This window comes from Spirosoma endbachense (assembly GCF_010233585.1).
GTDB lineage: Bacteria > Bacteroidota > Bacteroidia > Cytophagales > Spirosomataceae > Spirosoma > Spirosoma endbachense.
Genome location: NZ_CP045997.1, coordinates 3,620,900 through 3,640,757 on the forward strand (window position 1 = coordinate 3,620,900; position 19,858 = coordinate 3,640,757).

Genomic DNA, 19,858 nt, shown 5'->3' on the forward strand with positions numbered 1-19,858 from the left:
TTTTTCTTAGAGTGTTAAAACTGCGATTCGTTTAGATAAGATGCGAATTATCTTCAATACGTTGTCGTTGCCGGTTTCGCTGCGTCAATACGCATTGTCTATAACGATTTGTTAGGCTATAACTGTTTCTGTAACCAAAAATCCCGCTGCCGTTCGGAGCCAAACTGGAAGTAATGAAACCCGATGCGTTCGAAACCCATTTTTTGATAAAAGGCAAGGGCCCGTTCGTTTCGCTCCCAAACGCCGAGCCAAACAGCTATATACCCCGCCTGGCGAGCCCAGTTTAAACAATAGTCCATTAATAGCCGGCCCTGCCCCTGCCCTACCTGGGTTTGTACTAAATAAATACGCTGAATTTCAATCGCCTTCCCGATTTGCCGGAACTCCGAAGTCATTTGCCTCGGCGGCTTCGTTCGCCGAAGTTTTGCGTACCCAATAGGTGTTTTATCGGCGAGTTCGACAATGAAGAATATTGAATTGGGATCGGCAAGTTCATCGTCAAGAATAGCTGGTGATATAGACGATTGTATATATTCCTCCACGAGTTCAGCGGTGTTGTAGGGCGGGCCAAATGCTTCACGCATGGTTGTAGAAGCAAGCTCAGAAAGCAGTGTTGCATCGGCAAGAGTAGCGGTTCGGATCGGCAAGTGACGTGATATTTATAGGATACAACATGCGATTTACGAATATAGCCCGAAATTTACCCGCAAATCGTACACTCATATCGGATAAAATCAGTACATGCTAACCTTACGCTTCCCACTCGTGCTGGCATCGGGGTCACCTCGCCGAAAACAGCTCATGAGCGATGCTGGCTTCCAGTTCACCATTGAAACACGGCCCACCGAGGAGACTTTTCCCGAGACAATGCCTGCCGATGAGGTCGCTGAATACCTGGCCCGACAAAAAGCTGACCAGTTTATGGCCGATGCCGGAAATCGGATCATTCTGTGCGCCGATACAGTCGTGATTCTGGATAACCAGATTCTGAATAAGCCACAGGACGAAGAACATGCCCGCCAGATGCTTCGGGCCTTATCGGGACAAACACACCGAGTGCGAACGGGCGTCGCTATTCTGGCCCCATCAAACGATACGACAGAACCAAACATCCACTCATTTACGGACGAAACGACGGTTCGGTTTGTGTCACTCAGCGATGAAGAAATTTCCTATTACATTCGAGTGTGCGCTCCATTCGATAAGGCAGGGTCGTATGGAGCCCAGGATTTCATCGGGTTAGTTGGCATTGAACGACTGGAAGGTTCATTTTATACCGTAATGGGTCTGCCAACCCACCGGGTTTATCAGGCGTTGAAACCGTATAGCCATTGATGCCTTGTCGTAATCCCTGTCACAAATAACTACAAATAATTCAATTTCAGGCAGTCCTTGTGCAAATCAATTGACATTCTAACTAAATTTATCCAAGTTTCATGTTCTTTGCCAAACTCATCACCTGTCGTACTTGTTCTGTTTAAAAATGCTTAACCTATACCAATGACGGCAACAGCTTCCGTTCAATCGGATCGATCAATTGCTCCTATTAAGTCAGGCTTTTTTCCCATTCCTAAACCTTCGACGGGATGGACTGGCGTTCACTACGAAATCTTCGTTCGCTCGTTTGCCGACTCGAACGGCGATGGCATCGGTGACCTTAATGGGGTTACCAATAACCTCGATTATTTGAAGGATCTTGGTATATCGGCAATCTGGCTTATGCCCGTCAGCCCGTCGCCGACCTACCATAAATACGATGTTACCGATTATTACGGAATCGATCCGGATTATGGCACTGTCGATGATTTTAAACGCCTGGTGACCGAGGCCCATCAGCGGGGAATTGCCGTTATTATCGATCTGGTATTGCATCATACCAGCATCTACCATCCCTGGTTTCAGGAAGCCTCCAAAAGCCTCGATAATCCATACAGAAACTATTACAAATGGCTCCGTCCCGACGAAATCAAACGGCGCAACCTGGCCACCCGCGACATTACAGCCGATTCGGGCGAACGCAGTCCGTGGCATTCGGTGCGTGGCGCAACCTACGTTGAACAATATTATGGGATGTTCTGGAGCGGAATGCCCGACCTTAATTTCGATTACCAGCCGGTGCGCGATGAAGTGTTCAAGATCGCCCATTACTGGCTCAACGAGATGGGAGTAGATGGTTTCCGGCTCGATGCAGCCCGTCATCTTTACCGCGAGTCGGAAGAGTCGAAAAACTATGAGTTCTGGGAAGAGTTCGGTCGGGTGGTCGAAGCGGCTAAGCCCGGAGCCTATACCGTTGGCGAGGTCTGGACACGTCCTGATCGAATTGCCCCTTACTTTCGGGGCCTGAAAGCTAACTTCAATTTCGATCTTCAATTGATGATTCCGGAAATTGTTCGGAATGAAAATGATACGGAAGACCTGGTCGAATTTCTGTCGTATGTACATGCCAGCTTTGGAGCCATCAACCCGAACTTCATTGATGCGCTGCTCCTGTCGAACCACGACCAGAACCGGATTGGAGGCTTGCTCAGCGGCAATCTAGATCATTTAAAGGTAGCCGCGAATCTGCTGCTGACCTTACCCGGTTTACCGTATCTGTATTATGGTGAAGAAATTGGAATGCTGGGTAAGAAACCTGACGAAAACATACGTGAACCATTTCTATGGAACACGCGCGAACGTGATACCCAACGGACGCGCTGGCGTCGGGGCAAATACAGCACCAGCCAGACGGTTCGTGCAGTGGCGCAACAGCAAGCCGATCCGAGTTCGCTACTGAATCATTACAAACGCCTGATTCAGTATCGTAATAGTCATTCCATTCTGAATAATAATCTTAGTCGACTGCTTCAGGCTGGTATTCGACAGGGTGGTATCGTTGCTTTTATTCGGCAGGAACCTACCGGTGGTAAATGTATTTTGGTGGTTCATAACCTGACCAGCCAACCCATTGACGTCGTATTTTCACCAACGGAGGAATGGTGTCGGTGTATTGTTTTCGAAACGCTGCCCGGCAGTTCCTTCACCGATGGTCGGATTACAGTACCCGGTTATAGTTGTGTGGTGGTCGAATAAGGTCGATTGTGAATACGTATTCCCTGACTTAACTTTACAAAAAATCAACACAATGCTTACACGCATCACCATTGATCCAACTGTATGCCACGGCAAACCCACTATCCGTGGGTCCCGGTTATTGGTCACAACCATTCTGGAACTGCTGGCAAGTGGGATGACATGGGATGAAATTCTGGCAGATTACCCAGGTTTGGAGTACGGCGATATTCAGGAATGCCTGACCTATGCCGTTCAGTTGGCCCACTTTAGTACACTGTCATTAGCTGCATGAAATTTCTTATCGATGAGCAGCTACCTCATCTACTTGCCAGTTGGCTCCAAACCAAAGGCTTTGATACCGTTCACGTTACGACTCTACTCACCAACGAGCACATACCTGACAATTACATTTGTGAACGAAGCATGGCTGACGAGAGGGTCGAATAGGCTTTATCATTCTCAGCGACCATAGCCATATTTGTTCAGCAGATTAAATTGTTCTTTTTAAAGAACTTACTAATATATTATAGTAAAACATCACTTAGAAAGCCATCACGATAAGTACCTTAAATGAACATAAAGATACATTATGCTTGATCTTTTAAGGCAATTATCTATTGTAACATTAATTCTATTTACGATTACAATTTATAAATTTTCTAATAACGAGCAAATCTAGCTTGTTATTTATATACAATATAGCAAATATTGTCACAAAAAGAAAGCCCCACAGCAGTTTGGCGACCGAAAGTAGGGCTTTCATCAATTGTCTAATGTCAAACACTAAACTTTGTAAAGTTAATGAAAAAGATTACATATTACCTCAGTATCGGGGTTGTCACATTAATGGCTGCCTGTAATGCCCCAGAAGTTGAAGTAGCTGACCCCTCAAATGCACGTATCTCTTTCTCCAAAAAGGGTGAGAAAGAAGCCAGAGACGCCTTTGCACAAATATTAGCAAAGGCGCTTGTAAGAAAAGAGTTACGAGATTTTTTAAAAGCTAAAGCCCTAGAACAGTTTGATGAAGATTATGACATTTTATTTCACGCTCAGAAAAACCAGATTGTAACAGGTAATACTACCTTTTTTGATATCCTCGCGTCTTATAATAGTTCAAAGCAAGATCTTATTGACATTACTGAAAGCCTCCCCAAGTTGACTATTCTTATTCCTGAGCTTTTAAACGAAAGGTATTATAATTCAGCGGCAACATGGGATACTGAGCATTTCATACCCAAAGTGGCCTTTTTTCATATAAATGACGACCGGCACGATGTAACAGCTTATGATAGCAAAGGAAAGGGCCATAAAATCAAGGCGAAAGGAGATCCTGACGAACTAATACTAGTTGTTAAAGATAACGAAAGGATTGAAGTATCTGATGTTAGTCCAAGTGGTCTCCGTGTGTCTTCAAGCAAATATACTGAAAAGGCTCAATGGGATTATTTAATGACTGATAACGGTCGGTATTATTATTATCAAAGTATCAATTTCAACAAATCGAAAAGAAGTCTACGGTCTCAAATCAATAAGAGAGCCAAGTTAAAAGCAATAGGTATTGATTTTAATGTGGGATCAGATTCTCCTGAGTATCGCTCTCATCTTTACCGTCCTGAAGCACCCCGTGGATATGCTTATTATAAGACTTATTATAGTAATGGTCAACTAATGACCAATATGAGTGAACTCTTTCCTGGACAGCTAGACTATACGGTGAAAGATCGAATAGGTTTTTTGCGATTTTTGACTGATGGAAAAATACAGGACATTAGTGAAAACTGGGCAGAAGGTAACTTAGAACTGACTGGTCGAGTACTTATCGCTGGTCGAGTTCCTGAATCTTTCACAAGTCGTTCATTTGGAAATATTTCATTCGAGCGGCTAGCTGCACAGTTCACTGTCCCTGGCTTTGCTGAACAAGTCGAATCAGGATGGGGTAGCGTTTGTGTACCCAATACGTTTTGGGGCTGCCATACTGTTAATCCATATCAGGATAAGTTTAATGAGTATCGAAATAATAATACTTTATTTGACAACCGTGGTTCATCAGCAAATAGTGGAATATGGTTAGATTGGAGAGGTGCGGAAATATTTACTTGGGACGCTGAAGATTATGGTAATAAAGCGATACTGTTTGTATTAGAAAAAGATGGTAATGTAACTCACACTGAAGAAAGAACTTGGTCAGTTGGCCTTACAGCAGCGCCTGCCAAAAAAGATGGCAGCAATCTAAGTTTCACTGGGAATATGGGAGGCAAATCTACGGTGAGTTGGTTAGATGGTGATGACAATGTGTTCGAGCAACAAATTGATTACAACGGGCAGTATGGGGCATTTAAATCACCTGTTAGCACTGGCAACACAGAGTTTATTTTACGCGTGTATTAATTAAAAAATAAAGTGTCTAAGAGAATAATTTTTCTTAGACACTTTATCGAATTTTACTGTAAAATTTTCATAAAAATGAGGTCAATTGTGATTGTTTTCTTTTTTTGCTTTTTTTGCTTTTCATGCGAAAAGAAAGATATTTTTCGTTCTGAAACGGATGAACGTTTTTCTATCATAAAAGAGGATATTACCAGCATGCCACAAACTCCAATTAGTTTTTATTGGGAGCCTGCTTCATGGGATTCTCTCCAAACTAATCAGATTACTTCTTGTTCAACTGAGGAAGTCCGTTTTGAGTATCCCTATATTATTGCAAACGGCGTTAAATTTCATGCATACTATTGGTCTCGTACACAGAACAAGTTAGTTGGGCATGATCTTAAAGTAGACTTAATACTTATCGCTTTTAATCATGAGAATTAACTGAATTTACTCAGTATAACATACAATTACATTACCCACTCTGAGCCTCGGTTCCGTTGTTCAAATAGTTGTAAAAATAACTAAACAAATGAGAGCTTTTATTATTATAATTTCCCTTCTCTTTTGTTCCTCATGCGAGAAAAATGGCATTTTCCAGTCAGAAACTGATGAGCACTTTTCAATCATACAGGAAGAAATTGGAAATATGCCTGACATCCCCATCAATTTTTATTGGGAATTAAAAGATAAAGGACAATTCGTTACCCCTCCAGTTACGACTTGCTTGACTTCTGAGGTACATTTTGAAAAGCCTTATATCATTGCGAACGGAGTAAAATTTCACGCCTACTACTGGACTCGGACGGAGAATAAGATAGATGCTCCTAACCGCTCTGTAAAATCTATGATTATAGCTTTTAATAAGGAGAAGTGAGAAATAACTTGAGCACCAGTCGACCAAGTCACTATTAATCGGATTTTAATCTACATAGTTTCGTCATTCAGCGGCTAAAATTGCCGATTCACGCTGAAAAATCCCGGATTCCAAGACTTTCGTTTCCCGAAGTAACTGCCTGCAATGACTTTTGTGGCGTACCTAATGCCCATCAGGGCAGGACGCGTTATGAAGGTTTTAACGAATTATGCTACCCTATTTACATACGCCCGTCAGGTTATTGTCGCTTCGCTGTTGAGTGGATGGCTCCTGACGGCTTGTAGTAAAGGCGACAAAAAAGCGGACACAAAGGCTCAGGATCAGCCAAAGACGTATTCAGTACTGACTGTAACTCCCCGCAAAACAACCCTCTACGCCGATTTCCCTGCCATTATTCAGGGCCAGCAGAACGTCGAAATCAGGCCCAAGGTAGATGGTTATGTCGAAGCTATTTTCGTGGATGAGGGGGCAACCGTTACAAAAGGGCAACGGCTTTTCCGCATCAATGCTCCTCAGTATGCCCAGGATGTTCGCACCGCACAGGCGGGTATCCAAACCGCTCAGGCTGATGTCAACGCAGCAGAAATGGCCGTCAATAAGGTTCGGCCACTGGTCGAAAAAGACATTATCAGCAAGTACGAACTGGAGTCAGCGCAGTATACTCTCCAGTCCAAACAAGCGGCCCTGGCGCAGGCCGAAGCCACGCTCGCCAATGCCCGAACCAATCTGGGTTACACCAGTCTGACCAGTCCTGTCGATGGGGTGATCGGTTCCATTCCCTATAAAATTGGCAGTCTGATAACCAGCTCCACCACCAATCCGCTCACCACCATTTCCAGCATTCGTGAGGTTTACGCTTATTTTTCGCTGAATGAAAAGCAGCTACTCGACTTCACCCGCGATGTTAGCGGCAACACGCTACAGGAGAAACTGGCTAAAATGCCTGACGTTCTGCTGTTGCTGGCCGATGGGTCGCTCTACAACTACAAAGGCCGTGTAAAAACGGCTATTGGTCAGATCGATACCCAAACCGGTTCCAGTAATTTCCGCGCTACGTTTCCTAATCCGCAGTCGTTGCTGCGTAGTGGCAACAGTGGTACCGTTCGTATCCCCCGCACTATCGCAGCGGCCTTGGTTGTACCGCAGAGCGCGACCTATGAGCTTCAGGATAAACATTTTCTCTATGTCGTCGACAAAAACAACGCGATTAAAAACGTTGCCGTGGCGGTCACGGCAACACCCGATGGCCAGTATTTCGTCGTGCAAAAGGGACTCAGGGCGGGCGACCGGGTCGTACTGGATGGGGGAAACAGCATCAAGGATGGAACCAAAATAAAGCCTGTAGAAGCTAACCCCGATAGTGCGTATAACGCTGATAAACAGCATATAGCCCAATAACTGCCGTTTGTCAGTGGCGTTTTCTTCGACTAAAGCCGCGAATTATGCTTAAGATATTCATTGAACGGCCTATTCTCAGTACCGTCATTTCGGTACTCATCGTTTTACTGGGCGTATTGGGCTTGGTAAAGCTTCCGATTGCCCAATATCCGGATATTTCCCCGCCAACAGTACAGGTATCGGCCAGTTATAGCGGTGCCAATGCCGACGTCGTTCTGAAAAGTGTGATCGTTCCACTTGAAGAACAGATCAACGGCGTGGAAGGCATGACCTACATGACCTCCACAGCCACAAATGATGGAGCAGGCAGCATCAGCGTTTATTTTGCGGTGGGCACCGACCCCAATCAGGCTGCCGTCGATGTACAGAATCGAGTTTCAGCCGCTACCAGCCTCTTGCCACAGGAGGTTACAAAAGCGGGGGTTACGGTTCGAAAGCAACAAAGTAGTAACCTGCTGATTATGTCGATCTACAGTGACAATCCCGCGTACGATCAGACATTTTTGCAGAACTATGCGGCCATCAACATTATTCCTCAGCTCCAGCGGGTAAATGGTGTAGGGAGCGCCAACGTTTTCGGCTCAGCCAAAACCTATTCGATGCGGATCTGGCTCAAGCCCGACGTAATGGCTATTTATGGCGTTACGTCTGACGATGTATCGAATGCACTCACGGAACAAAACGTCGATGCAGCTCCCGGTAAGTTTGGCGAAAATGATAACCAATCGTTTCAGTATGTGATCCGGTACAGTGGTCGGCTGCAATCGACAGATCAGTTTGGGAATATCATCATAAAATCGACGGGTAACGGGCAGTTCCTCCGCCTGAAAGACATTGCCCGAATCGAACTGGGTTCGCAGACATACTCCAGTTTCACGACCACCAATGGAAAGCAATCGGTTGGTATTTCGGTGAGCCAGACGCCCGGCTCCAACGCCAGCGATGTTATCAATAACTCCAAAAAGGTAATTGAACAGGCATCTCAGTCATTTCCGGCGGGCATCCATTTCGTTTACCTGGTCGATATCAATCAGTTTCTGGATGCCTCCATCAGCAAAGTTATCCATACGCTCATCGAGTGTTTTGCGCTGGTGTTTCTGGTCATCTTCATTTTTCTGCAGGACTTCCGTTCCACCATCATTCACGGCGTTTCGGTTCCGGTGGCCATTACCGGTACGTTTTTCTTTCTATACCTGTTTGGTTTCAGCATCAACCTGCTAACCCTCTTTGCGTTAGTACTGGCCATTGGGATTGTGGTCGATGACGCCATTGTGGTGGTAGAAGCTGTCCACGCTAAACTGGAAAGTGGCTATAAATCACCCCGAAAAGCCGCCATTGATGCCATGAGCGAAATATCGGGCGCCATTGTTTCCATTACACTGGTCATGGCCTCAGTGTTCCTGCCCGTTACGTTTATTACAGGTTCGGCAGGCGTGTTTTACAAACAGTTTGGCATTACTCTCGCGATCGCCATCATCATTTCGGCCGTTAATGCCTTAACGCTTTGCCCGGCCCTGGCTGCTCTCTTCCTCAAACCGCCCCACCACGACGACGACCCCAAAGACAGAAACCTGCTCCAGCGATTTGGGGTCGGTTTCAACGCAGCCTACGATGCCATTACGGATAAATACAGCCGATCGGTCACGTTTCTCTCCGCCAGGAAATGGCTGGTTCTGATGGCCATTGGTCTGTTTGGTGGTGCCTTTTACTGGCTGATGCGAACCACACCATCCAGCTTCGTTCCCAAAGAAGATATGGGTGTCATTTTCGTAAATATTTCGCTTCCGCCCGCGTCGTCGATGGAGCGAACAACGGCTATGGCCAACAAGCTGGACAGCATTGCTCACACGATCCCTGAGGTGCAAAACAGCCTGCGAAATCTGGGGCAGAATTTCATAGCCGGGAGCGGCAGTGCCTATGGCATGATCATTCTGAAATTAAAACCCTGGGATGAACGCCCTGGCGTAACCGACGACGATGTAATCCAGCAGTTAAAGCAGAAAACGGCCACCATTCGCGATGCCAGCGTCATTTTCATGCAGCAGCCTACCATTACGGGTTTTGGCACCAGTGGCGGTTTCACGTTTCAGTTGCAGGATAAGGGTGGTCATACGACCGACGCTTTTTATAAAGTGTCGCAGAATTTCCTGGCCGAATTGAGTAAACGACCTGAGATCCAGTATGCAGCTACGCCTTTCAATCCAAATTTCCCGCAGTATCAATTAGATGTGAATGTGGCGAAATGCAAAGAAGCAGGACTTACCGTGACCGATGTGCTCAATGCCATGCAGGTGTTTTATGGCAGTTCGTACGTATCCAACTTCAATGAGTTCGGCAAGCAGTACCGCGTCATTATGCAGGCCGACACCAGCTACCGGGCCAGCCCCGACCGATTGAACAAAATAGCGGTGAGAACGGCCAGCAATACGATGGCTCCCATTACCGAATTCATTTCCCTCAAACGGATATACGGGCCAGAAAGCGTATCGCGATTTAATCTCTTCACGTCCATATCGGTCAACGGCTCCCCGAATCCCAGCTACAGTACTGGTCAGGCACTGAGCGCGATTCAGGAAGTGGCTACCCAAACGCTCCCGGCCGGATACGGGTTTGAGTACTCGGGCATTAGCCGTGAGGAACAGAATGTGGGGTCGCAAACGCTGTATGTGTTTGTCTTGTGTCTGGCCTTTGTTTACCTGCTCCTGAGTGCGCAGTACGAGAGCTATCTGCTGCCCTTCGCGGTCCTGTTGTCGATGCCGGTCGGCTTAACGGGTGTTTACGTATTTGCGCGGTTATTTGGGCTCGACAATAACATCTACATGCAGATTTCGCTCATTATGCTCATTGGTTTACTGGCCAAGAATGCCATTCTGATCGTCGAGTTTGCCGTAGAGCGTCGGCAAAAGGGCATGGGTCTGCTGGAATCGGCGGTAGAAGGTGCCAAAGCCCGTCTCCGACCAATTCTGATGACCTCTTTTGCCTTTGTGTTTGGGCTGATGCCACTGATGTTTGCCAGCGGAGCCGGAGCAAAAGGCAATCAGTCGATTGGTACGGGGGCCATTGGCGGTATGCTGTTCGGCACGTTGCTCGGGGTCTTTGTGATCCCAACGCTGTTTATCATTTTCCAGGGATTACAGGAGAAAATCAGTGGCCCACCCGGTCTGCACGACCCCGATGACGACGATACCAGCACGCGATCAGGCCATGAAACCAACCACAAGCCTATCGTAATCAATAAGATTGGTGCCTAGACGAATCCTCCGGAGACAATCACCATGAAAACGTTACCAATAAAACAGCAACTGATGGTTTTTCTGCTTGGAATGCTGATGGCATCCTGTAGCATCACCAAACCCTATCAGCGACCAGATATCACCACGAATGGTCTATACCGTGGCCACCAGACGACCGACTCAACCACCTTAGCGACGGTTCCGTGGCGGCAGATGTTTGCCGATTCGGTTTTACAGCACTTAATTGAGCGGGGACTGGCCAACAATCTGGACCTTAAAATTGCTGTGGCCCGGATGCAGGCCGCTGAAGCGAATTTGCAGCAAAGTAAGCTGGCGTTCTTCCCGACGCTAAGTACCAATGGAGCTTTTACCATTTCCAAATCGTCGTCGGCGCAGTTACGGTCGTTGAATATCAAGAATACCGAATCAGGCTCCAATACGGTTAGCACAACGGCCATTCCGACTGTAAAGCAGTATGCACTGACGGCAAGTACCAGTTGGGAGGCCGATGTCTGGGGGAAACTTCGCAGTACGAAACGTGCCAATCTGGCCGCCTATCTGCAAAGTGAAGCCTACCGTCGGGCTGTTCAAACGCAGTTGATTGCCAACATTGCCAGCGACTATTACGCACTCCTCGCTTACGATAAGCAATTACAGATCACCGAAGAAACCGTCGAGAACCGCAAGACAGAGATAGAAACCATGAAAGCCCTGAAGGAAGGGGATGTGGTGACGGGTGCGGATGTGGCTCAGAGTGAAGCCAATCGCTATGCAGCCGAAGTAACCCTACCCGACATTCGGCAGAATATTCGGCAAACAGAAAATGCGCTCAGTATTTTACTGGCTACACCGCCCGACAGCATTGCGCGCACTCGATTAGAAGCCCAGCAACCGATTGGCTCCCTGCAAACGGGTATTCCGGCCCAACTACTGGGCAATCGACCCGATGTGCAGGAAGCAGAGTTTTCCTTCCGGAATACCTTCGAACTAACGAATGTTGCCCGTACCTATTTCTACCCCGCCCTTACCATTACCGGCACGGGTGGCTTTGCAACCGCGAACACCTTGACCGGGTTCTTTGCCGGAACGTTCTACGGCAGCCTGATCAGCGGCCTAACACAACCCATTTTCAATCAGGGCATTAATCGTCAACGACTGAACCGGGCCGAAGCCGCTCAGTCAGAAGCCTTTTATACGTACCAGTCCACCTTGCTGACGGCCGGGCAGGAAGTCTCCAACGCCTTGTATTCATACCAGATGGCGGTCGACAAAGCCAATGCCCGACAGCAACAATTGGCGGCTCTGCAAAAGGCAGTTTCGTTCACGAAAGAATTATTGACATACACAGCAAACACCAATTTCACCGATGTGCTAACCGCCGAGCAGAACCTTTTGGCGGCTCAACTCAACGGCGTAAACGACCGATTGCAGCAACTCCAGGCGACCGTTGCCCTCTATCGGGCATTGGGTGGTGGCTGGCGATAAGAAAACAAAGCCAATTACAATCGCCTTAGCAACGCTGGTGGCAACGGCTGAGTACAGATGGATAAATGACTGAGAGCCGTGCCACGGTTTGTTGGCCATCATCAGTAACCGTGGCACGGCTCTCAATCGAAGGCATAAATTTAAACTCAGTGTAAAATCATGAAGAAATTACGAGTAATCTCCGTTATGAAAAACCTGCTGCTTATGCTGGGCCTGATGGCTGGTATGGGTATGTATTCGATCAGTTACGCACAGGTAAATGTCAACATCAATATTGGTAGCCAGCCACTTTGGGGCCCTACTGGCTATAATTATGTCAATTACTACTACCTGCCAGACCTGGATATCTATTATTACGTTCCGCTTCAGCAGTGGATTTATTTTGACGGTAGACGCTGGATTACGACGACAGTGCTCCCACCCCGCTACAGCCAGTATGATTTATACCGTCTGCACAAGGTTGTCATCAATGACAAACAGCCTTATTTACGCAACTCCGATTATCGGTCCCAATATGCGTCATTTAAGGGGCGCTACGACCAGCAACCTATCCGCGACAGTCGTGATTCCAAATACTTTGTGATCAATAACCACCCACTTCATAATCAGGCTGTTCGAGGAAATCGGCGAAGTAACGGTAATGCCCGCCCGGAACACGATAAGGTGGGTCGATCCAATGGCAGCAATCCGCGCGGAAGCGAGCACGGTCCGCAAGGCGCACCCCGCGGACCTCATTAAGCTATAATCGCCTGTAATTGAACCTCCAATTTATCGGCGTATGCCTGCTGGCCAAATCTGGTTTTGGCCAGCAGGCATACGCCCTACTATACGTTTTCATGCGAACTGCATTCATCGCCAGTAGGGCATTTCTGCGACATTGATCAAAGGGACTCGATTTTGGCCAGTCTCCCCATTAAAATCGACCGTTGTTACTGTCGCTTCACCGGTTCCGGTATTGCTGACATTGGTGAATATTATTTTCGCACCGTTTGGCGAGAAATGGGGTTCCAGATCATTCGTCCCTGCTGGTTTGTTTGCTTTGGCATCGGTTCCCAAAGCCATTACATCCGTGAGTTGTTTATTACTAAGCGTCAGCAAAGCGATCAACGCATTCAATTGTCGGCCCTGCGAATTCTGATAAGGAATTTTGTCATACGAGAAGAGGATCTTTTCGCCGGTAATCGAAAAAACCGGATTTCCGACGCGTCCGCCTACCCGAGTCCATACCGTTGAGGTGTCTTTACCCGTGGCCGCCATCAATACAAACCGATTGTCATAAACGCTGGAGCCAGTTGTTCGTGCGATAATTCGGTCGCCCTGCATTGTCCAGTCGCATCCGGCGAAGAAGCGCCCGGCGGGGGCCTGCGAAACCAGTCGTAAGCCATTGCCCGAACCATCAGCCTGCACCGCGTACAGCTTGTTGTTGCTTGGGTAGAGCAATTGCGTACCGTCGGGCGACCAGCAGAATGACAAGTCGGTGGGCATCAGGCCCGACACCGGCACGGTTGTGGCCCGGTGTAAGTTGCTGCCGTCAAAATTCATGACAAAGAGGTGTAAATCAGTCTCGGCGTTGGAAATGAATGCGATCTGTTTCCGGTTGGGGCTGACCACAGGGCGCCAGTTGCTGCCAGACTGTGTAAGCTGAATACAACTTATACCATCCGTAGAAGCAAAAATCTGATAACGACCATCTACGCGCCGGGCAAACACGTAGGCAACATCAGGAAACGGATTTGTCCGAAAGCTCCACGTCTTACCGGTCACTGAATTCACACCATCCGAAACGGTTACCTGCCAATAATATGTGGTTCCATAATCCAGTCCCTTCAGCACGAGCGAATCGGCAGTAAGACCTGTAGCCGTTTGCGTAGGCACCGTGCTTCCTTCTCGGGTTATGGCAACATCGTAGGTAAGCGGATCTTTATTCGGATCGGTAGATTTCCATTTTAAAACGGTTGTGGTCGATACCGAACTACTCCCGGCTGTCGGATTAAGTAGAGCAGGTTCTGTAGGAAGTGGATTTTCGTTCACGATATACATCACCGTGGCCGTTCCATAGTTACCACCGACTTCAACCGTCGTTAGTTCATCGCGAAATGCCTCTTTGGTGGCCTGTAAGGTGTATTTGCCCGCCAGAACCGTATCAAAGCGAAACCGGCCGGTTGTGTCTGTCTGCAGGGTTCTACCCGACGGATTCAAGCGAACCGATACTTTATGAACGGGCTTGCCATCCTTTTTGCTCAGAATCTGGCCGCTGATAGACCCATATTGCAGCGGCTCTACGTAAATCTCTTCATTGCAGCCCCAAATACTGGTTAGCAGCAGAATCAGGTATATAAAATTGTGTAAACGTTTCATGACTTTGGTTGATCAGTTTAATGGAGACGTATTTTTATCGATGAAGGGGAGCGGGGCGCCGAACGGAACGCCCGAGGTAGAAAGACAGACCAACGGAGCCGCGCAGATAATAGTCTTTGTGGCTTCCAGACATGATTCCGTCCAGCGCATCGGTCATGGGTTGCTGATAATCAAGCGTCGTTCGAAGGCCAAATACATGATTGATGGCATATTCGGTGCCGATACCGCCATTCAGTAAAACGTACTGTTTGCCACCTACATCGACGGGCGAACTTCCAGTGCGGCATCCGATAACGCCGATGCCCGCAAATACCAGTGGCGTTATACGCCGGAAAGGCAGGGATCGATAAATGAGATTGCCCTGGAGGGTACTAACCGGGCAACTGAATTTCTGATCACTGGCGAGTGTTCCAACGCTCGCATTAACCTGAATACCAAAGGAGTTGGACAGATAAACGTCGGCGGTCAGTCCGTAGCCCGTCCGGATACCGTGGGTAGCAAAATCACCATAATACCGCCAGACCGATGCGTAAGGCTGAACTGTCAATCGGGATGGTTCAACGGTATTACGCGCTCCGTGGATGTCGGTTTGGCTCATTTCTGTTTTCTCTCGGGCATAAGCCGACAGTGCACGCTGAGCCTGCTCAGCGGCTTTTTCGTCAACCGTCCACAGGTTATCCTTGATACCTTCCAGAACAAGTGACTGAACTGCTTTTTCAATGGCTTCCGTGACGGCCATCTGGGCGGGCTCGTTCGTGGCATAGCCGGTTTCAACTTCAAGCAGTCGTTTAAAACTCACATACCGAAACGTTCCGGCATCAATCGCCTGCGACAAAATGGTTTTGGAGGTATAAACCGTTTTGAGAATCTTTCCCGATTTGGTCGCTACAGCCCGCAAATAAACCGTTACCCGATCCTGGCGATACTGGCTGGAACCGCCGGTGCCAAAGAATCGCAGACCCGCTCCACCGGTAATCGTATTGGCATCGTAGGATACAATGCCTCCTTCCAGGATAACCCCTGCAAACAACAGAGGAGGCAGATTTTCGGCTTCGCTCTTATATTGCGACAGGCTGGAACGGATAATTTTACGCTCGTTCAGCAGATTGCTGACGTTCTCACGCTCGATTGGCACGAACCAGCCACTTTCTTCCAATGCCTTCAGCAAAATATTGGTGGTTCCCTGCGAGACAGCCGTCGAAAAACCGGAGCCTGTTTCAGTCTGTTTGTACTGGCCCGTCTGATCCCGAAACTTATAGACGGCGGCAACTATTTTCTCCTGGGGAGCGGGCAGATTTCGTAGCTCGGCCGTGATTGAGGTTTCTTCACCCAAGCGGGCTGATTGAGTACGCGTTGGTTGATGGAAGTAAGCACTGCAACCGGTTAGCAGCCATATAAAGCCACTGGCTATCAGCAGCATGGCACCAATTTTTAATCCTGAATGAAACATGGCGAACGAGGTTAATGGTTGATCGATGAGGTGAGGAAATTCATAAATAAGGCACCGTGATGGAGCTTTCTCCGCCTTTGCCATCCGTAATTCGAATGATAACTCCCTCAGCGGCATTGCTGATGACCACATTCATGTCGCCGAAGGTGAAGCTGCCTTCTTTGAGTCCATCTTCGCCAAATTGCTTATTGAGGATGTTTTGCGACAATCGGCTAAGCAACTGCCGTTGCAGATTGTCCGAAAAACTCTGGAGCGACGAGCTATTGGAAAGCCCATTCAGGCCACTTGCCGATGAGGAACTTTTGGCCGCAGGGTCTTTATGCGTATCCTGGGCCTGCGCTGAGCTAAGCATCCACTGGTAGTTGAATGTATTGCCGCCAAAGGCCGGATTGTTGGGGTGATAGACAAGTCCCTGTGCCCGAAGCTGATTTAGTCCTGCCAGAACCAGAAGTCCGATGGTGAATAACGTTTTCATATACAGTCAGAAGTAAAAGGTGTTCTGACTGTATATCGCGAAGAATCAGGAAGGTTAACAGTCGCAGAAGCAGTTAACCAAAAAAATAAAGCGTAGCCTGGAAAGCCTGAACAGACTTCCTGAGCTACGCCCAACCAGTGAGTTGTTACCCGTTAATGCACTCCTGAGCCTTTCTGGTCCTTACTGCCGAGTTGCTGTTGCGTTTCCTGATAACTAACCAGATATTGCCGCACAGTATCCAGAGCGTACTGGGCATCTGACTCCAGCAAATCATAGCGGGCCTGCACAAATTGCTGCCAGACAGGCTCATCGTCAATACTGATCAGGATCTGGTTGGCGGTTCCGGGTGAAGGTATTTCTTCAATCATGATGACCACATCGACGGATGGAACAACCGACGTTAATCGGCGTTGTTGAGTCGTATCGGCCTGGGTTGGCAGCGCGGTCCAATACTTGTAGAACAGATCGTAAAAATCCTTGCCAACCTTGGTGCGTGAATTATCCAGGATCAGGCTGGTTCCGCCCATTTCACTCAGCGAACATTCCGTCAATTTCCCGTCCAGGTCAAACTCGTCGCCAGAATCCGGATCTTGTGCAAACGCCAGGAAAGGGCTTAGTGCCAGAAGCAGTACGAATAGCGTTTTCATAATTAGAAATTATTTTTGATAAGCAGTTGCATACCTCCGTTTTGCTCAATCCGCATCGACACCCCCATAGCAGGCATACTACCATCCTGCATCAACTGGTTGTTGTTGCCCCGCTGAATCACCTCCAACTGACCGTTATTTTGCCGCGACTGCCATTGTGCAGCATTATTATCGCCCTGTTGGACGAAGGAATATCGATTGTCGGAGCCAGAAATCGCTACGTCCAGTACATTATTGGAGCCTTGTTGAACCAGATTAACGGCATTGCCTCTCCCCGTTTCCTGATAGTTTAGTTGGTTCAATTGCCCGGTTTGAACGAGGGTAATTTCGCTGGAAGTCAACCCCGTTCTATTCCGGTCATCCGGCGGTTGTCGGTAATACACCTCCGACTGAGCTGAAGTGGCCAGTGGTAGACCAAATAACAGCATAACAACAAGTCGTTTCATGGCGATTGTGATTTGATGGAAAGCTTCGCTATCCCGCCCGCAATTGAACTTGCGAACGGGATGGGCAAAGCTTAATAAGAAGTCTGTGCTACTGTCGCCGTGTTGTTATTGCCCGTCTGACCAAAGCGGAGGGTATTACCAATCCCGATTTGAGTAAGCGTTAACGAATTGGCAATCCCCATTTGGCTTGCGGTTTCATAATCATACCCACCCGTCGGGAGTCCGGTCAGCAGGTTGCTACTACCCTCTTGCTGAAGTGTACCTGCGTTGAATGAACCATACTGATAAAACTTAACTAAATTACCAGTTCCTGATTGAATGAGACTGGCCCGGTTGTCTCCGCCATACCCCTGTGATTGAACGTAGCCCGTATTGTCATCGCCGTTTTGTGTAATACTTAATTGGTTGTTATGGCTGAACATGGCCGAAACATTACCCACGTTACCATTGCCTGTCTGAGTTACTGCCAATTGGTTATTACTGCCCCAACCTGCTGTAGCAAGGCCCTGGTTATCATCTCCCAATTGAGTGACAGTAGCAGTATTCGAATTGCCCGTAATGAAGAGAGCACTACCATAGTTCCCACTTCCCGTTTGGGTTAGTGTTGTGTGGTTGTTATTCCCTTCACCACCCCCCGATTCGCCATAGTTGTCGTTACCAGTCTGAGAGATAAACGCTTCATTTCCATTGCCCAAATAGGCCCCTGCCAGTGCAAAGTTTCTATTGCCTGTAGTGAGAGCCGTAGTATTGTTGCTATTGCCCTCCTGAAAGAAATACGACTGGTTATTATCACCGGTAACTGTAATCGAGCCAACATTACTGTTCCCTTTTTGAGTGACCATCTCATCGAACAAACTGTTGCTGTTACCTGACTGGCTTACGGACAAATTGTTGCTGATGCCTTGTTGCGTAATCGGAGCGTTATTCCCATTACCTACCTGGCTAAGCGATAAAGTATTCGACTGAGCATGGGCGGCACAGACAGATGCTGCCGCCCATACATTTAGGATGAGCTTTCTCATGATTGATAACGGATTTATGAATGAATAAAATGAATGGTTCGCCTGCCTATGGCTTTCACTAACTTAATAAGAAGTCTGTGCTACTGTCGCCGTGTTGTTATTGCCCGTCTGACCAAAGCGGAGGGTATTACCGTCGCCGGTTTGTGTAAGCGAAAATGAGTTCCCATACCCTTGCTGGACGGCACCAAAGTAGCGAATGCGGTAACGAACGTTGGGGTCTCGCTCCAGATCGGACAGTGTGTTGTCGTTTCCTTCCTGCATTACTGAGGCCGTATTAACGGAACCAGCCTGCGAAAGCTGTGCGTCGTTATTCGAACCGATCTGGCTCATGCTTCCGCGATTATAACTGCCATCGTTAGACGAAATCAGGCCGATATTGTTATCGCCACTCTGGGCGAGGCTGATCTGATTTCGATCACTACTCGAAGCAGTAGCATACCCTCTATTTCCGTCGCCGGTTTGGCTAAGGCTGATTTGGTTCCGATCGCTGCTCAACGCATAAGCCGTGCCGGTATTGGCATCACCGGTCTGGCTGATACTGATCAGGTTATGCGTACTGTGGTACGATGAATAAGCCTCGCCCGTATTGCCGCTCCCCGTCTGTGTAACCCCAATATGATTGTCATCACTATGGTCGATTGAATAAGCCTGTCCCGTATTACGGTCTCCAACCTGAGTCAGCGTAACCTGATTGTGATCACTGCGAAATGTTGAGAAGGCAATGCCCAGGTTGTCATTACCCGTTTGCGAAATAGTGGTTTCATTTAAGTAATGATCGGCTTGAACAAGCGCGTTGTTTCTACTGCCAACAATCGAAATGCCTCCACTGAGATAGTCTCCTGATTGCTCAAAAGATGCGTAGTTGTTATCCCCTGCTACTGAAACAGTACCCGTATTTGTTCGCCCCTGCTGGGTCGCCAACGCATTGTTTTCACTCCCCGACTGGCTCAGTGACAAGGTATTTGGCTGGGCCAGTGCAGCATTCAACGATGCAATTGCCCAGGCTGATAAAATGAGTTTTTTCATGATTGATAAAAAATTGAGCG

Annotated in this window: 19 protein-coding genes; 11 read left to right on the plus strand and 8 right to left on the minus strand. The window is 47.8% G+C overall.

The window, feature by feature from the left end; genetic code table 11:
• Positions 1–116 precede the first annotated feature (116 nt).
• On the minus strand, positions 117–647 hold the full coding sequence (locus GJR95_RS14445; RefSeq protein ID WP_162386535.1) for a GNAT family N-acetyltransferase: 531 nt from the start codon (positions 645–647) through the stop codon (positions 117–119).
• 94 nt (positions 648–741) lie between these two features.
• Here GJR95_RS14445 and GJR95_RS14450 point away from each other — a divergent pair, with 94 nt between their 5' ends.
• The 11 genes from GJR95_RS14450 to GJR95_RS14500 all read left to right on the plus strand — a co-directional run bounded on the left by GJR95_RS14450 (position 742) and on the right by GJR95_RS14500 (position 13,152).
• Complete coding sequence (locus GJR95_RS14450; protein ID WP_162386536.1) at positions 742–1,335, plus strand: Maf family protein; 594 nt, start codon at positions 742–744, stop codon at positions 1,333–1,335.
• Between the two features lie 165 nt (positions 1,336–1,500).
• On the plus strand, positions 1,501–3,072 hold the full coding sequence (locus GJR95_RS14455; protein ID WP_162386537.1) for an alpha-amylase family glycosyl hydrolase: 1,572 nt from the start codon (positions 1,501–1,503) through the stop codon (positions 3,070–3,072).
• 52 nt (positions 3,073–3,124) lie between these two features.
• A complete protein-coding gene (locus GJR95_RS14460; RefSeq protein WP_162386538.1) occupies positions 3,125–3,346 on the plus strand; it encodes a DUF433 domain-containing protein in 222 nt (73 codons plus the stop codon).
• Complete coding sequence (locus GJR95_RS14465) at positions 3,343–3,501, plus strand: DUF5615 family PIN-like protein (protein ID WP_162386539.1); 159 nt, start codon at positions 3,343–3,345, stop codon at positions 3,499–3,501. The genes GJR95_RS14460 and GJR95_RS14465 overlap by 4 nt, the downstream gene beginning before the upstream one ends.
• Positions 3,502–3,855: 354 nt before the next feature.
• Positions 3,856–5,442, plus strand: a complete 1,587-nt coding sequence (locus tag GJR95_RS14470) for a hypothetical protein (protein ID WP_162386540.1) — start codon at positions 3,856–3,858, stop codon at positions 5,440–5,442.
• Between the two features lie 75 nt (positions 5,443–5,517).
• Complete coding sequence (locus GJR95_RS14475; RefSeq protein WP_162386541.1) at positions 5,518–5,865, plus strand: hypothetical protein; 348 nt, start codon at positions 5,518–5,520, stop codon at positions 5,863–5,865.
• An 88-nt stretch (positions 5,866–5,953) separates the two neighbouring features.
• Entirely contained in the window at positions 5,954–6,298 is a 345-nt protein-coding gene (locus tag GJR95_RS14480; RefSeq protein WP_162386542.1) for a hypothetical protein, read from the plus strand.
• A 189-nt stretch (positions 6,299–6,487) separates the two neighbouring features.
• Complete coding sequence (locus GJR95_RS14485) at positions 6,488–7,696, plus strand: efflux RND transporter periplasmic adaptor subunit (RefSeq protein WP_162386543.1); 1,209 nt, start codon at positions 6,488–6,490, stop codon at positions 7,694–7,696.
• A 44-nt stretch (positions 7,697–7,740) separates the two neighbouring features.
• Positions 7,741–10,947, plus strand: a complete 3,207-nt coding sequence (locus GJR95_RS14490) for an efflux RND transporter permease subunit (protein ID WP_162386544.1) — start codon at positions 7,741–7,743, stop codon at positions 10,945–10,947.
• A gap of 24 nt (positions 10,948–10,971) precedes the next feature.
• Positions 10,972–12,414 carry an efflux transporter outer membrane subunit gene (locus tag GJR95_RS14495; RefSeq protein ID WP_162386545.1) on the plus strand — a complete coding sequence of 481 codons (1,443 nt, stop codon included), beginning with the start codon at positions 10,972–10,974 and terminating at the stop codon, positions 12,412–12,414.
• A gap of 159 nt (positions 12,415–12,573) precedes the next feature.
• On the plus strand, positions 12,574–13,152 hold the full coding sequence (locus GJR95_RS14500; protein ID WP_162386546.1) for a hypothetical protein: 579 nt from the start codon (positions 12,574–12,576) through the stop codon (positions 13,150–13,152).
• 111 nt (positions 13,153–13,263) lie between these two features.
• On the opposite strand, the gene GJR95_RS14505 is transcribed toward GJR95_RS14500, so the two are convergent.
• The 7 genes from GJR95_RS14505 to GJR95_RS14535 form a co-directional block, all read right to left on the minus strand.
• Positions 13,264–14,772, minus strand: a complete 1,509-nt coding sequence (locus GJR95_RS14505; RefSeq protein WP_162386547.1) for a carboxypeptidase regulatory-like domain-containing protein — start codon at positions 14,770–14,772, stop codon at positions 13,264–13,266.
• Positions 14,773–14,806: 34 nt separating this feature from the next.
• Entirely contained in the window at positions 14,807–16,222 is a 1,416-nt protein-coding gene (locus tag GJR95_RS14510; protein ID WP_232541189.1) for a CsgG/HfaB family protein, read from the minus strand.
• Positions 16,223–16,262: 40 nt separating this feature from the next.
• Positions 16,263–16,697 carry a curli production assembly/transport component CsgF gene (locus GJR95_RS14515; RefSeq protein ID WP_162386548.1) on the minus strand — a complete coding sequence of 145 codons (435 nt, stop codon included), beginning with the start codon at positions 16,695–16,697 and terminating at the stop codon, positions 16,263–16,265.
• 152 nt (positions 16,698–16,849) lie between these two features.
• Positions 16,850–17,344 carry a CsgE family curli-type amyloid fiber assembly protein gene (locus GJR95_RS14520; protein WP_162386549.1) on the minus strand — a complete coding sequence of 165 codons (495 nt, stop codon included), beginning with the start codon at positions 17,342–17,344 and terminating at the stop codon, positions 16,850–16,852.
• Positions 17,345–17,346: 2 nt separating this feature from the next.
• Positions 17,347–17,790 (minus strand): hypothetical protein, encoded by a 444-nt coding sequence (locus GJR95_RS14525; RefSeq protein WP_162386550.1) that lies wholly within the window; start codon positions 17,788–17,790, stop codon positions 17,347–17,349.
• Positions 17,791–17,861: 71 nt separating this feature from the next.
• Positions 17,862–18,812 carry a hypothetical protein gene (locus tag GJR95_RS14530; protein WP_162386551.1) on the minus strand — a complete coding sequence of 317 codons (951 nt, stop codon included), beginning with the start codon at positions 18,810–18,812 and terminating at the stop codon, positions 17,862–17,864.
• Positions 18,813–18,875: 63 nt separating this feature from the next.
• On the minus strand, positions 18,876–19,838 hold the full coding sequence (locus tag GJR95_RS14535) for a hypothetical protein (protein WP_162386552.1): 963 nt from the start codon (positions 19,836–19,838) through the stop codon (positions 18,876–18,878).
• Positions 19,839–19,858: the final 20 nt, after the last annotated feature.